This is a genomic window from Bifidobacterium sp. UMB1197 (assembly GCF_030217745.1).
Lineage (GTDB): Bacteria > Actinomycetota > Actinomycetes > Actinomycetales > Bifidobacteriaceae > Bifidobacterium > Bifidobacterium vaginale_B.
In genome coordinates this window covers 132,237-147,469 of record NZ_JASOOL010000002.1, presented here as the reverse complement: position 1 = coordinate 147,469, position 15,233 = coordinate 132,237, and the positions used below count along the sequence as shown (strand labels likewise).

The 15,233-nt window shown below is 41.1% G+C and carries 8 protein-coding genes and 1 pseudogene; 1 reads left to right on the top strand and 8 read right to left on the bottom strand.

Features of this window, described 5'->3' with window-relative positions:
• Position 1: 1 nt before the first annotated feature.
• The 4 genes from QP420_RS01865 to hisS form a co-directional block, all read right to left on the bottom strand.
• Positions 2-874, bottom strand: a complete 873-nt coding sequence (locus QP420_RS01865; RefSeq protein ID WP_481616399.1) for a glutamate ABC transporter substrate-binding protein — start codon at positions 872-874, stop codon at positions 2-4.
• A 55-nt stretch (positions 875-929) separates the two neighbouring features.
• On the bottom strand, positions 930-1,700 hold the full coding sequence (locus QP420_RS01860; protein WP_060786702.1) for an amino acid ABC transporter ATP-binding protein: 771 nt from the start codon (positions 1,698-1,700) through the stop codon (positions 930-932).
• Positions 1,701-1,902: 202 nt separating this feature from the next.
• On the bottom strand, positions 1,903-3,699 hold the full coding sequence (aspS, locus tag QP420_RS01855) for an aspartate--tRNA ligase (RefSeq protein WP_481616398.1): 1,797 nt from the start codon (positions 3,697-3,699) through the stop codon (positions 1,903-1,905).
• 124 nt (positions 3,700-3,823) lie between these two features.
• Positions 3,824-5,224, bottom strand: coding sequence for a histidine--tRNA ligase (hisS, locus tag QP420_RS01850; protein WP_481616462.1), 1,401 nt, complete (start codon positions 5,222-5,224; stop codon positions 3,824-3,826).
• 96 nt (positions 5,225-5,320) lie between these two features.
• On the opposite strand from hisS, the gene QP420_RS01845 reads away from it, so the two are divergent.
• Positions 5,321-6,688, top strand: a complete 1,368-nt coding sequence (locus QP420_RS01845) for a DUF349 domain-containing protein (RefSeq protein ID WP_481616397.1) — start codon at positions 5,321-5,323, stop codon at positions 6,686-6,688.
• Between the two features lie 86 nt (positions 6,689-6,774).
• Here QP420_RS01845 and QP420_RS01840 read toward each other — a convergent pair whose 3' ends face one another.
• The 4 genes and pseudogenes from QP420_RS01840 to QP420_RS01825 form a co-directional block, all read right to left on the bottom strand.
• Positions 6,775-7,896 (bottom strand): Mrp/NBP35 family ATP-binding protein, encoded by a 1,122-nt coding sequence (locus QP420_RS01840; protein ID WP_481616396.1) that lies wholly within the window; start codon positions 7,894-7,896, stop codon positions 6,775-6,777.
• A gap of 8 nt (positions 7,897-7,904) precedes the next feature.
• The gene (gene ligA, locus QP420_RS01835) at positions 7,905-10,748 is read right to left on the bottom strand and encodes an NAD-dependent DNA ligase LigA (protein WP_481616395.1); all 2,844 of its coding nucleotides are present in this window, start codon (positions 10,746-10,748) and stop codon (positions 7,905-7,907) included.
• A gap of 57 nt (positions 10,749-10,805) precedes the next feature.
• Positions 10,806-14,057, bottom strand: a complete 3,252-nt coding sequence (locus QP420_RS01830) for a tetratricopeptide repeat protein (protein ID WP_481616461.1) — start codon at positions 14,055-14,057, stop codon at positions 10,806-10,808.
• Between the two features lie 235 nt (positions 14,058-14,292).
• Positions 14,293-15,196, bottom strand: a pseudogene (locus tag QP420_RS01825) (LysR substrate-binding domain-containing protein).
• Positions 15,197-15,233: the final 37 nt, after the last annotated feature.

The window sequence follows — 15,233 nt, the reverse complement described above, 5'->3', positions numbered from 1 at the left end:
TTTACTCCTCCCCTTCATTTGGTACTGGCGGATTATACTTTGCGTTTGGCTTAAAGCCAGTTCCGCGCATATTATCGTCTAAAGCCCTTTTCCATGAACCGTTTTTAATCATGTCTTTAAGAGCAGCATTAATTCGCTTAGCAAGCTTAGTATTGCCTTTTTTAATGCCAATACCATAGTGCTCTTCGGTAAATGGTTTGCTAACAAGCTTTAGCCTTCCGCGCGAAGCCGTAGCAAGACCAGCAAGAATAATGTCGTCTGTAGTAACAGCGTCTACAATTCCCGAGAATAATGCAGTTGCGCACTCTGCGTAGCCTGGCTGCTGCATAAGTTGTACCTTTGAAGAGTACTTCTCTTTAATAACTATTGCAGACGTTGAACCAGTTACTGAGCACAAGCGCTTTCCATCTAAATCGTCTGGGCCGCTTACTTTATGCTCGTCTTTGCGAACCAATAAATCTTGGCCAGCAATAAAGTATGGTCCTGCAAAAGAAACAGTGTTCTTTCTTGCGTCTGTTATGGAATACGTTGCAACAATCATATCTACGTCGCCATTTTGAAGCATTGCCTCTCGCTGTTTTGAAGGCGATTCCTTCCAAACAATTCTATCTTCGGAGTAACCAAGCTTTTTGGCAACGTACTTTGCAACATCTACATCAAAACCAACGTAGGTTCCAGACTTTTTAAAGCCAAGACCAGGCTGATCAAACTTAATACCAATGCGTATTACATCGTTGCGACTATTTTGACTGCAAGCGCTAAGAGGGAGAACGCAACACAATGCGCAAATCATAGATAAAATTGCGCGATATGTATGCCTTAATCCCAGCTTGCAACGCTTACACTTAAGCGCAATATTGTGTAAATATTTCATAGCAACCTCTTAAAGATTTAAAAAATCGATATTAATGATTTAAAAATGAGTCAAATTAATGAGTCAAAATCTTTGAAAGGAAGTCTTTTGCCCTGTCTGTCTTTGGATTTTCAAAGAACTCTTCTGGCGTATTTTGCTCAAGAATTCGGCCATCTGCCATAAACACGATTTTATCTGCTGCTTTACGAGCAAATCCCATTTCGTGCGTTACGCAAATCATGGTCATTCCCTCTTTAGCAAGCTCCACCATAACGTCTAGAACTTCGTTAACCATTTCTGGGTCTAGTGCAGATGTAGGCTCATCAAAAAGCATAACCTTTGGATGCATTGCAAGCGCGCGAGCAATTGCCACGCGCTGTTGCTGGCCGCCAGAAAGTTGAGATGGCATTTTATTTGCCTGATTATCAACGCCTACTCTAGCCAGAAGATCCATTGCTAAGCTTTCTGCTTCTTGCTGTTCCATATGGCGAACCTTAATAGGAGCAAGCGTAACGTTTTCTAGAATCGTTTTGTTTGCAAAAAGATTAAAGGACTGGAACACCATTCCAACTTCTGCACGCAATGCTGCAAGTTCTTTTCCCTCTTGAGGAAGCGGCTTGCCGTCAATGCGAATATCTCCAGAATCTATTGTTTCAAGACGATTAATAGTCCTGCACATTGTTGATTTACCAGAGCCAGAAGGCCCAATAATAACAAGCACTTCGCCTTTATTAACCGTTAAGTTAATATCTTTCAAAACGTGAAGCTTGCCATAATGTTTTTCAACATGGCTAAGTTCCACTAAAGGCTGTGCTGATTTTTTTGTATTGTTCACTTTAGTATCCATAAAAAGGATTTTAATGTTCTTGTGTTACATGCGTTTATCGTAATAGTTACTTTTAAACACCTCTAAAGTTACGAAAAACATTAAAAATGATACAAAAATGTTAATTTTACTTAAAAAAATGCCGTTAAGCCTTGATTTTGGTTTAATTAACCAAATTGCTTAACGGCATGTATGAATATTAATTCTTTTTTAACGCTTTAAACTACTCGTCTTCTTCTGGATCGTAGTCAACGCCAGTTTCAGCGCGCTGCTCAGCGGAGATTGGCGCTGGAGCACCCGTTAGAGGATCGCGACCGCCGCCAGCCTTAGGGAATGCGATTACGTCGCGAATCGAGCTTGCGCCTGCCAAAATTGCAGCAGTACGATCCCAGCCCAAAGCAATACCAGCGTGAGGTGGAGCGCCGTACTTAAAGGCCTCAAGCAAGAATCCAAACTTTTCTTCTGCTTCCGCTTTGTCGATTCCAAGAACGTCAAGCACGCGGTCTTGAATATCGTCGCGATGAATACGAACGGAGCCACCGCCCATCTCGTTACCGTTGCAAACAATGTCGTAAGAATCGCTCATTGCATGCTCTGGGTCTTTATCGAACTTGTCAATCCAATCAGCGGAAGGCATTGTAAATGGATGATGCATAGAAGTCCACTTAGAATGGCCAACTGCAACATCATCATCGTCTGGATCATCTGTGCGCTTAAACAATGGGAAGTCAACAACCCAAGTAAAAGCAAACTCGTCTGGGTGAAGCAATCCTGCGCGGCTTGCAAGTTCTACGCGAACAGCACCGAGCAAAAGCTGGGAAGATTCACGTCCTCCTGCTGCAAAGAACACAGCGTCGCCATCTTGCGCTCCAACAGCTTCCTTAAGTCCCGCGCGTTCTTCTTCGCTAAGATTCTTAGCAACAGGGCCTTTAAGCTCACCATCTTCACCAAAGACTACATAAGCCAATCCCTTAGCTCCGCGCTGCTTAGCCCAATCCTGCCAAGCGTCAAACTGACGACGAGGTGTATCTGCGCCGCCCTTAAAGAGCACAGCACCAACATAAGGAGCTTGGAACACGCGGAATGGAGTGTTCTTAAAGAAGTCAGTCAACTCAATAAGTGGGTTGCCAAAACGCAAATCTGGCTTATCGGAACCGTACTTATCCATAGCTTCTTGCCAAGTGATTCGAGGCAAAGGAAGAGTGATTTCGTGGCCTGCTTCCTTCCAAATAGCAGCAATAACGCGCTCTGCCATAGCCATAACATCTTCTTGGCTTGCAAAGCTCATTTCCATATCTAGCTGAGTGAACTCAGGCTGACGATCTGCGCGGAAGTCTTCATCGCGGTAGCAGCGAGCAAGCTGATAGTAGCGCTCAACACCAGAAACCATAAGCAACTGCTTTAAGAGCTGAGGAGACTGTGGAAGTGCGTACCAAGAGCCTGGAACCAAGCGTGCTGGAACAACAAAATCGCGAGCGCCTTCTGGAGTGGACTTAATAAATGTTGGTGTTTCTACCTCTGTAAAGTCCATATCTTCCAAAGCGTGACGAGCTGCCTTAGCCATGTTAGAACGAAGCTTTAGATTGCGCTGCATAGATGGACGGCGCAAATCAAGGTAACGATACTTTAAACGAACGTCTTCGCTAGGTAGCTTATTTTCGGACTCATTTTCCAAAGCTGTAGAAACCTGGAATGGAAGAGCATCGGACTTAGCGAGAATCGTTACATTATTTGCAACAATTTCGATTTTTCCAGTTGCAAGATGGTCATTTTCGTTGCCATCTGGGCGAAGGCGAACCTCTCCACTAACTTGCACAACAAATTCGCTACGCAATGGTCGCGCAACTTCTTCGTCGTAAATAACAACCTGCACTAAGCCTGTGTTGTCGCGAACGTCTACGAAGGCAACGCCGCCGTGATCACGACGACGATCAACCCAACCAGCAATGGTTACGTTTTGTCCAACTAAGGTCTCAGTCACTTCAACGGCATGGTGTGTGCGATACGCCGTCTGGCTCATAAGTCCACTTCCTCTGTTTTGAATAATTGTATTAATTTTTGTTTTGACTTTAATAGTTTACCGCATGAATCGCGCGTTCAAATATTTAAATTGCAAAAAGTAAATTGAAAAATTTAAATTGCAATTATTGAGCGCAAGAAACAGTCTGACGGGCATAAACAGTATCTGGTTGCCAAGACGTGGAGTCTGCAATCTCTTGATTGCCCGTAATTATGTTCTTTACTTCATCATGCGAAGAGCTGGAATCTGTACTATCTGCTGGGAACCAAACATAAGGAATACCCAACTTGTCTGCATACTTGATTTGCTTTCCAAGCTTTGCGGCAGTTGGAGAAACATCTGCTGCGATTCCTCTGGAGCGAAGATTTTGAGCAATTTGGTTGCATGCTGGTCTATCTTGCTCATTCCAAACTGCAACAAGCACGGCCGCAGGCGAAACGCGCGAAACCGTAGCGCCAGCCGTGTGAAGCATATAAGAAAGTAAGCGCGAAAGTCCTATAGAAAGACCTACTCCTGGATATTTTTTGTTTCCCTGAGAAACAAGATTGTCGTAGCGACCGCCAGAGCAGATTGATCCAAGGGATTCAGCACCGTCTAAGAACGTTTCGTAAACGGAGCCAGTGTAGTAATCCAAGCCACGCGCAATCTTTAAATCTGCAACAACAGAGCCTGGTCGAATTTTTGCAGCATCGTCCACAATCATCGCAAGCGTTTCTACGCCTTCGATTGCTAGAGAGTAAGAGTCATTGCTGCTTTCCATAGAAATATTGTGCTTTTCGCACAAATCGTTGAATCGAGCCTTTAACTCTTCGCCAGTATTTGCGCTAAGTTCCGCCAACTCTAGGCATGCTGCAGCTTGAGAATCTGTAGCTTTGCATTCCTTTACAAGAAGCTTTGCAACCTCTTGAGCGCCAATTTTGTCTAATTTATCGATTTCTCGAAGAACACCTTCAATATCGCTTAGGCCAATGCCACTGTAAAAACCTTCGGAAAGCTTGCGATTATTCGCATGAACGGTGGCTTTAGGAAGACCAAATTCACGCAAACGCTCAAGAGCTTCTACCATAACAAGCGGAAGCTCTACCTCGTAGTGGGATGGCAAGTCACCATTTCCTACAACGTCAATATCTGCTTGAACAAACTCACGGAATCTGCCTTCTTGTGGGCGCTCGCCACGCCAAACTTTTTGCATCTGCCAACGCTTGAATGGAAATGCTAAGTCGCCAGTATGTTCAACAACATATCTGCTAAGAGGAACTGTTAAATCAAAGTGCAGCCCAATGCGATTTTCAACTGGAGTGTCGCTTTCGTGACCAACTTCTTGCAGCCTAGACAAAAGATATATTTCTTTGCTAGTTTCGCCTTTTTTCAACAGGCTTGATCCCTGCTCAACAGCACGAGTTTCAATGCCTATAAAACCGTTTAATTCAAATACTTCCCTTAATGTGTCCATAACACGCTGCTCAACAGCGCGCTCACTTGGAAGCCACTCTGGAAAACCAGATATTGATGAGCCTTGTACCATGTCCACTATAATAGGTTATGTTACGGAAAAATCATGGCATACCGTCATACTTATTCGTAACACTATTACCGTGCATATGCTCTAAGGAGTCGTCCCGTGACCGAACAGACTAAACCTGTAGAAACTACTAAACAAACTACCCCAAAGCCGCATGCGCCGTCGCCTGCAAGTTTTGCAAACAAAGCTCGCGTTGTTGCTGCCGTGCCTGCTATTTCGTATAGCGAAGAAGATGTTAAAACCGCTAAAACCTTTGGGCGTGTTGATGAAAATGGAAATGTGTATGTTCGCACAGAAGAAGGCGAGCGAGAAGTAGGACAATACTCCACTGGCACTCAAGAAGACGCTTTGACTTTCTACGTTCATCGTTATCTTGACTTAAAAATTAAGCTTGATCTTTTTGAAAAAAGACTTGACTCTTCTAACGTTAGACCAAAGGAAATTGATGAGACTTTGGCTACAATAGATGCAGAACTTAAGGAGCCATCAGTTGTTGGCGATCTTGCTGCTTTGAATGCACGACACGCCGAGCTGAAGACTAAGGCTGCTGCTAAGAAAGAAGAACTTGCTAAGGCTCGTAAAGATGAGCTTGAGAAGGCTCTTAAGGATCGTACAGCTATTGTTGAGCAGGCAGAAGCACTTGTTGCACAAATGGGCGATTCTACAAATTGGCGCTCGCTTTCCGATAAGCTCCGCTCCTTGTTCGATAAGTGGCAGCAGCATCAGCGCACAACAATTCATTTAAATAAGGCAGATGCCGATGCTCTTTGGCAGCGTTTTTCTAAGGCTCGCTCCGCATTCTCGCAGGCTCGCTCCGCTTGGGTAAAGGCACGAGATAATGAGCGAAATAGCGCTAAAGAAATTAAGGAAGAAATTATAAAAGAAGCGGAAAGCCTAAAGGAATCTACTCAATGGCGCGAAACTTCAATGAAGTTTAACGCTTTGATGGATCGTTGGAAGAAGGCTGGAAACGCTGGACGTCAGCACGACGACGAGTTGTGGGCTAAGTTCCGCGAGGCTGCAGATGCGTTCTATCATGCTCGTCAAGAAGATAGAGAAAAGATGAACGCTGGAGAAAAAGAGAATCTTAGCAAGAAGGAAGCTTTGCTCGCTAAGGCAGAAGCTCTTCTTCCTGTTAAAGATGAAGAAGCTGCTAAGAGCGCTAGGGCTGCACTTTCTGCAATTCAAGAAGAATGGGACAAAATCGGCTTTGTTCCGCGCGAAGATATGCGCAGAATTGAAGCTCGCCTAAACGATGTAGATAAAAAGATTAAGGCTGTTGAAGATGCTGCTTGGAAGGATGCAGACCCAGAAGCAGATGCACGTAAGTCTAGTTTTGCTACACAATTAAAGGCTCAGCTCGAAGAGCTTGACTCTAAGATTGCAAGCGAAAAAGATGCAAAGCGCAAGGCTAAGCTCCAGGCAGAAAAGGCCACTAAGGAACAGTGGCTTAATGCTATTAAATAATCAGCAATTTAACTGATTTAGTAAATTAACTGATTTGAGGCCGCTTGATAAAAAGTCAAGTGGCCTCATTTTTATGGATTCTACGCTTATTTAATCAAATCTTTAGCGAGCTTAACAAAAGTGCTAGCAAGTTGAGTTTTAGATAATTTACCATCTTCATCTAAAACAGCTGGCCTTCCACTTTCACCTATCTCCCTAATGCTTGTATCTAATGGAATTTGAGCTAGAAGAGGAATATTTGCGTTTAATGCTTTGCAAAGCTGATTACTCACGCGTTTACCGCCGCCTGAACCAAAGATTTCTAAGCGTGTTCCGTTGTTTTCAAACCAACTCATGTTTTCTACAACACCACGCACATTAACTGGAATTTGTAACGCCATAAGCCCAGCCCTAACTGCAACATCTGAAGCACTAGGCTGAGGGGTTGTAACAACAACAAGCTCCACATTGGGCAATGATTGCGCAACAGCTAAGGCCATATCTCCTGTTCCTGGAGCCAAATCTAAAAGAAGAACATCGGGGTCTGCCCACCAAACGTCGCAAAGAAATTGTTCCAAAGAACGCTGCAAACGAGGCCCTCTCCACAAAATCGCACGATCTGTTCCAGCAAACATGCCAATGGAAATTAGTTTTACTCCCCATGCTTCAACAGGCATAAGCATGCCGTTTAAATTAGTAGGCTGAGTTGTAACGCCAAACATTTTAGGTATTGAAAACCCATAAACGTCTGCATCGATTACGGCTGTTTTGTAGCCTAGAGAAGCAAAAGTCGCAGCTAAATTAGCGGTTATAGAAGATTTTCCAACTCCGCCCTTTCCCGATGCAATAGCAAAAATCCTTGTTTTAACGCCATTTTTGTTAAATGGATTTTCTTTACGCTCTTCTTTTAAATCCGAAACAAGCTTTGCGAGCTTATCTTTACTCATTGCTTTTACGTTTACGGTTGTAATAAGCTTTGCGTTTGGATATTTTTCTACAGCATTCTGAACTCTTTGCGTAATAACCTGGGCTAATGGGCAGTCTGGAACAGTAAGTTCAATATCAATAGAAACATTGTAAATTGGGTTACTATTTGATTTGATTTCTTGCTTAACTGCGTGCACTCCAGTTACCATGTTTAGTTCGGTAACAGATTTGCCCAATTCTGGGTCAATCACACTCCCCAATAAATCGTAAATACGTGTTTCGAGTTCAGTAACGTTACACATTTTATGATTCACTTTAAATCAAGCTGAGTTTTACTGTTTAAAGCTGCATCAACGCTACCAGTATTTAGCAAAATCTTAAATTGATTTTCATCTAGCATAGGCAACCCCAAATCCTTGGCTTTAGTTGCTTTAGATCCAGCGTTTAATCCAACAACAACGCAATACGTATTCTTGCTAACAGAAGAAGCTGCTTTCCCTCCTCTAGATATTATTGCTTCTTTAGCGGAATCTCTTGTAAAGTCTTCTAAAGATCCCGTAACAACAACGGTTTTCCCTACAAGCGTTTGCTCAAGATTGATTGTAGAAGAATTAGAATTGCCAACAACTCCAGCTTCTTTCCATTTTCTTAAAACCTCACTACGCCAATCTTGAGGATCTTTTGATTTTTTAAACCAATCGTAAACAGCTTGAGCAATCTCTGGTCCAACTCCGTCAATCATAGTTAAATCTTCAATAGTCGCGTTTGAAATATTCTCAATAGAACCAAAGCTTGATGCTATTGCGCGCGCAGTTGGAGGGCCGAGCCTACGAATAGAAAGAGCAACTAAAACGCGCCAAAGCTCTGCCGATTTACCTTTTTGAGATATCTCTTCTAGCATGCTTCTAGTTGTTTCACTTGGACGCGTATATTCGGGAACGCTTATTGTTGCAAAAACGTCATTCTTATGAATTTTCTTTTCGACTAACTTTGTTACACAAGCATCTATTGGAACCTCAAACATTGGGTAGTCGGGATTTAAAGACTCATTAAGCTCTTTGCTGTTAGATTCATCATTTGACTTTCGCTTAGTAGCTTCTAAAGGTCTAGTCCAAAACGCGGAAACTTGTTTCCAAAGTCCGCTCCCGCCAATCTTTTTAGTTTTTTTCTTTAATTTACCGTCTTTGCCTTTTTCTTTCCATTCTTCAACAAGAGGAATTTCCTTCCAAACTTTAACGTTTTGCAAATCTTTAGCACTAATGCTAAAAATATCCGCTTCGCTTGTAAGAACAGGCGTTTGAGGTTGAGGAAGATTGTAATTGGGCTCTGAAACAATCTCTGGAATTGAACATCCTTTCTCAACAACAATCTTATCGGTATATGGTCTATACACTTTAGATGTTACTGGCCTAGAATCTTCTGGGTTTGTAAGAGCAAGAGCAGATGCTTCTCCAAGATTTTCAATGTCGAAAGCATGCCTTGAAGCCAAGTTAATTATGCGCTCAGTTAGCTGAGCTGGGCAATTTTCTACATTAGGGCATCGAATGTCTTTATCGCCTTCTTTTGCCGGAGCTAGCTTCGTTCCGCACGACGGGCAATATTCTGGCATAACAAACTTGCGCAATTGCTGCTCTTTACCGCTTCTAGCTTTAATAACTGGGCCTACCAATTCTGGAATAACATCTCCAGCTTTTCTAACAACTACAGTGTCTCCTATTAGAACGCCTTTATGTTCAACTTCGTAAGGATTGTGTAGCGTTGTACGAGATATTGTGGAACCAGCAACTGTTACGGGTTCCAATACGGCCACAGGAGTAACTCTACCCGTTCTTCCAACTTGAACAACAATATCTTTTAGAAGAGTGTTAACTTCTTCTGGAGGATATTTGTAGGCAATCGCCCAGCGAGGAGCTCTAGAAGTTGCTCCTAGTTTTCTTTGCAAAGCGCGATCGTCTACTTTTACTACAATTCCATCTAATGCGTGAATAATATCGTTTCTATGCTCGCCATAATAGTCAATCATCTCTTGTATTTGATTAAAAGACTCGACTTTACGCGTGTATGGAGAAACAGGTATTCCCCATTTTTTGTATAGATTATATGCGTCGGACTGGTTGAAGGACGTTTGATCATGCAGGTTAGATTCGTCATTGCTTTTGGCTAAATCCTTCCACCTTAGTTCTCCCAACCCATGCGCTATAAAACTCAAACGCCTTGTAGCTGTAATTCTAGGATCTTTTTGCCTTAAAGAACCAGCAGCTGCGTTTCTTGGGTTTGCAAAAGGTGCTTTACCTAAATCTTCTTGCTCAATGTTTAGTTTTCTAAAATCCGCCCACTTCATAAATACTTCGCCGCGGATTTCAACAAATTCTGGAATGTCATCCAAATTCTCGCACGTAAGCTGAGTTGGAATTTCGTCAATCGTTCTTACGTTTAGCGATATATCTTCTCCAGTAACGCCGTCTCCCCTAGTTAAGCCTTGTTCAAGAGTGCCATTTCGGTAAATAAGGTTTAGTGCAAGACCGTCGATTTTTACTTCGCAAGTCATTGGTAACGGCTTATTTTCTGGCCATTGTAAATCGCGAATAATGCCGTCGTACCAAGATTTTAATTCATCAATTGAAAAAACATCATCCAAGCTCATCATTCTTGAAGGATGACGAACTGGCGCAAAATCGTTGGAGAAAGTGCCGCCAACTCTATGTGTTGGCGATTGCGGAGTATCTAAAACTGGAAACGCTGCTTCAAGAGCGCTTAGAACCCGCATTCTTGCGTCATAAGCCGCATCGGAGCTTGTTGGAGAATCGTCAACATAGTATGCAATTTGATCTGATTGCGCCCACGCTGCCAATTTAGCCCATAATCTTGCAGCTTGTTCGGTTGTTAAAAGCGAAGGATCTAGTTTAGATAATTGTATTGCATCTGCATCGGAAGGCTCTAGTTTAGTAATCCAATTGTTAAAATCTGTGTTTGAATTGAAGCCAGCTAAAACGCTAGTTTTACTAGTGTTGACGGTGTTGCTAGTGTTATTTAATTGATCTTCACTTGAACTTGAACTTGAATTGCTTGAATTGTTCAAATTGTCAAAATCGTCAAAAAGAGACAGTTGAGCGCCATTTGAGCCTTGTGTCAAATCGCTACTAGATGCAGTCATTAGTGTTCCCTTCAAAGCGTTTTAATCCATTTTATAGTCTATTTAGCAAGAATCTAATCAAGCGTTAAGAGATCGCAAAAATTGCATTTGAACAACACTTTCGGCAGAACCATTTCTAAACAACATTCTTGCTCTCGCTACAGAAAGCGTTCGAGCAATAACAAACATTCCCTCATTAACCGTAATTTTTGCAGCATCATCAATAATTCCATAAGCCTTAATATCTGGCCATTTTGCCACATTGTTGATTCTTAGCACTTCTTCTACCTGTTGCATGTCTTTTGGTACAGCAATGCACTGGGATTGCATACGACTTAGAAGCTCTGAAAGTTCAAATTCAAGCGATTCATTTTTTTCGCTAAACAGACTATCCGCAATTTTGTACGCCGCAACAGCAAGAGGAAAATTGTCTTGCATCCACTCTGCGTAAGCCAGCTTGTAGTAGATAAATGCAGCGTCTTCCCTATCAAAACACACTTGTAAAGCGTTTAAGCATACAGCCTCTACCGAAGGCCAATCTTCTTGATTAGATAATTGAGAAGCCAGCTTTAAATGAGAGATAACATACGTAGGAGCATAAGAAACCATTGTGTTCAAATGCTTTAACGCTTCTTTATGTCTTCCTAGCTGTTCAAGCAAATCAGCTATTTCCATATGAGCATAAAAAAGTCCATCTGGTATAAGACGCATTTGCTCATTTTGTGTTGCAAATAAACGATTATAAACAACACGCTCCGCATAAGAGTTAAAGTATCTTGGAACAACATCTCCAGAAGCAAAAATCTCATCAAAATGCTTTATGTTGTTCTCGTATTCTTCGATTGCGCTATTTAAATCTTCGCTCACAAATTGTTCGTGTGCATGCATACGCATGTTGTAAATATCTTTTGACGCCTTAAACGATATTTCTGGTATTTCTTTTTCGTCTATTAAAGCGCTTATTACAAGGTTGGACTGATCGTTTAGCTCTGGATCATTAATGCTTTCAATAACATCCATTGCCATTCGAGCTTTTTCTGCATTCGTTAATATTTCTTTAGACGCTATGTGATTAAAATCTGCAACAGCTTGCTGTAGAACATCTTCACGCTGAATTGAAAGACCTTTTGCATCTTGAGTTGCCAATATTTCTTGCGATTTTGCGTCGAAAATTACATCGGAAAACTCTGGCTCCTCTTGAGCGCCATGCGGAGCAAAGCAGCTGTCTCGTAAATCAAAGTTTGGATTAATCTGATTTAACGCGCCATTTTCGTCAATTTTAAATGTTGCATTGAATTTTTTATATGCTTCAATAGGATTGTTTAAGCCGTTTGCACGTATGTGTTTTAAGAACGACTTTCTAGTAAAAGTAACAGTCAGCAAAGGTATAATCGAAGGGGATTTACTAAACGCTTCCAGCGGATCTTCGTTTTTATTGTCTGGAGCATTGTCTGGAGTATTATCGGCATTATTATCCGCGCTATTAACAGAATTATTATCCGCGCTAATATCTGCGTTAGATCCTAAATTAGAAAAATTACTATTAACGTCTCCATGAATATCCCCATCTTTTGGGTCACCTTTTGACCTTGCTGCATTCTTATTCATGTGATTTAAAGCGTTAATTGTTTGGCTTAACATACGGTTCATTGCAACATCTTGTGCTGCAATCATTTCTTCTAAGCCAATTGAATCTAAGCGTATAGAAACATTCTGCACTTCTTCGCTAGCGCCAAAAGCAAGAGTTGCCATTATTAATCCAAGACGAAGATTGTAGTTAGTTGTCATCTTAGATTTATTTTTTTCGCTTACTGAAACAAAGTCTTTTTTAATAGAATCATAGGCTCTAGAAGGCATCATTGAGCTACCAGTGGCCATAAACGCAAGCGCAACGTTTCCATCTTCTAGATTCGATCTAAAATCTGCATCAAACCTAAAAGGCAAGTAAAGGCTTCGAATTAGTTCGGAAAGTCTTTGTCTGTAAGACCATTCGCAATCAGAAGATCCACTTGCCTTGTAAACAAATAAGTCATTAGATTTTCTAGCACGATTAAGCAAATGCATAAGTGGACGAACATTATCATCTTGCAAAGGATTGCCAAAAGAATTCATGTCGATTTCGCCACTTGCGCAAAATGCCGGATTGTTTATAAACGCAAAATCCATTGCGCAAACTTGATTGCACGTTACGCTATTTTCTATTAGATTACCGCCATTAGCGCAGTTTTCTTCTAAGCAGTTGCTAATGGACTGAAACCTGTTTATTGCTCCTTCTATGCGTAAAGCTCTTAAAGCAGACTTTGCTTCTAGAGAGTCTTCCCAAAGAAGAAAGTTTGAGTCTGAGCACTTAGATTTTTGCAAATGAAGCCGTTCGGCTCCGTGCACAGCTTCTAAAGCACCAGCGTTTTCTAATGCTCCAGCGTCTGCCATTAGATATTCAAAATATTCTTCCATTGCAGAAACTCGTAAGCCAGCGTTTTTGGCAGCCTTAGAATCGCAAATACTTCGCCTAATAGCTCCAAGTGGCGCTTCTTTTGTAAGACGTCTAAAAATGTTTCCAGAACCAAATCCGCTAAAGGCTAGCAAAATATCTGGAACAAAGAATGATGCAAAGAAAGATATAGCAATTGCATCAAAATAAGTAAGATTGCAACGCAGATTATTTGGCAGTTCTACACGCGTTTCTTCTAGGGTATATGTTTCTTCTTTACTGTTTGCTTTACGAATCCAAGAAGATACCCATTGAATTCCGTCATCTTGAGAAAGTTGAACAACAACATCTCCCTTAATAACAACTAGATTGCCACTTGCTTTATTTTTTAAGCTATTTTTTGCAACATGGCTTGGACTGTGACTTGCGTGAATCGTTTTTTTATTGTTAAAACCGTAGAATCTATTAGAGTCAATAAGAGTCATTGAATTTTGCTCAATAAAAGACAATTCTGGTATGCTTTCTATTGCATCTTCAATAGTTATAGTGTTTCCCCCATAAACTCTACCTTCTAAATCTGCAACAGCAAGTTGGCGAAAACGCTTGCAATCCCTGCTAAACATTCCAATAGCAATGCCTTGTTTTTTGCCAGAAATCTTAATCCAACCTAATTTTGTTGAACAAGGAATAAGAGGAAAATTGTTAAAAATATGCTTTTTTGAAAATGCTTTAACTTTGATTGACTTTCCTTCTTGCCACAAAGCATCAATAGTATGTAGCACAATCTGCACGCGAGTATTTGCACTATCTGCGTAATTTTCTGCGCTACTTTCTGCGCTATTATCTGTGTTATTATTCGCAGAATCTGCACTATCGCTAGATTGCACTTTGTCTTGCATATTCCTCATTCTTTCGTCTTTTAATGTTGATTTTTGCGCAAACCAACAGTTCAGTCACGTTTAAACGACTTTATACCTACAATGTTTATACACACATTGATTCTTACTCAAACATTTTAAGTATAGCGGATATTGAATCTAAAAACACAGCTTAAGCACGCGTGTTTTATTGTATAACAATCTAAGATACCCGTGTTTATTTGCTCTTAAAACCTACATTTAACGATCATTGTTTTTAATTTTTATGCAAGTTTGCACATGCTCCAGAAATAATCTTGCCTACTCCTTCCATAATCTGGTCTACTGGAGAAGCGGCACGCCAATTTAAGTACAATGAGCGATATGGTTTTGGAGAATTAAACTCGCGAATCGTTAAGCCAGTTGGCTGAACAATAGGTGGAAGGATTGCAAGGCGCGGAAGCAGAGTTACATCTTTACTTCCAACAACCATGTATCTTAATGTTTCCAAAGATGTTGCGCAAAATTCCGACTGCTTTGCGCCAACTTTTTGACAAACATCAACCATGCTTCGTCTCATGCAATGGCCATCTTCCAAAAGCAACACTTTTTGACTAGACAATTGAGAAATATCTATTGGAGTACTCTGGTGGCCAAATTCAGAGTTTGTAGACGCCGCTAAAACAAAATCTTCATCAAAAATGTGCTTAACTCTTAGTGTTGACTCGGTTAATCTCTCGCTTAATATTGCAGCATCAATCTGACCACTATGCAGCATTTCTATAAGAGTTGCAGACTTTTCTTCAACAAAACGAACAGTAAAATTAGGCTTAAGTTTACGCAAAACTGGCATTATTCTTGGCATAAGATAAGGGGCATAGTGTTGGGAAAACACCCAAAACTACAGTAGACGACCATGGATCTTCTAAGCGTCTTGCTGCTTGATAAATATTGGAAATATCTGCGTGAATGCGATTTGCGTAATACACTACTTCTCTTCCAGCTGGAGTTAAAATTTGTTTTCCAGGCGTACGCTCAATAAGACATACACCTAATAAATCTTCTAACTTTTTAATTTGCGTAGATAAAGTTGGTTGAGAAACATGCATACGTTCAGCAGCCTTTGTAAAACTTTCTTCTTTTGCAAAGGCTATTAAGTATTCAAGCGATTTAATATTCACGTATTCCCCTTATATGTTTCATACATTTTGTTTTATT

Bases quoted from the DNA above. Each gene is read 5' to 3' on its own strand.
- QP420_RS01865 (WP_481616399.1), bottom strand. From the start codon at position 874: ATGAAATATTTACACAATATTGCGCTTAAGTGTAAGCGTTGCAAGCTG.
- QP420_RS01860 (WP_060786702.1), bottom strand. From the start codon at position 1,700: ATGGATACTAAAGTGAACAATACAAAAAAATCAGCACAGCCTTTAGTG.
- aspS (WP_481616398.1), bottom strand. From the start codon at position 3,699: ATGAGCCAGACGGCGTATCGCACACACCATGCCGTTGAAGTGACTGAG.
- hisS (WP_481616462.1), bottom strand. From the start codon at position 5,224: ATGGTACAAGGCTCATCAATATCTGGTTTTCCAGAGTGGCTTCCAAGT.
- QP420_RS01840 (WP_481616396.1), bottom strand. From the start codon at position 7,896: ATGTGTAACGTTACTGAACTCGAAACACGTATTTACGATTTATTGGGG.
- ligA (WP_481616395.1), bottom strand. From the start codon at position 10,748: ATGACTGCATCTAGTAGCGATTTGACACAAGGCTCAAATGGCGCTCAA.
- QP420_RS01830 (WP_481616461.1), bottom strand. From the start codon at position 14,057: ATGCAAGACAAAGTGCAATCTAGCGATAGTGCAGATTCTGCGAATAAT.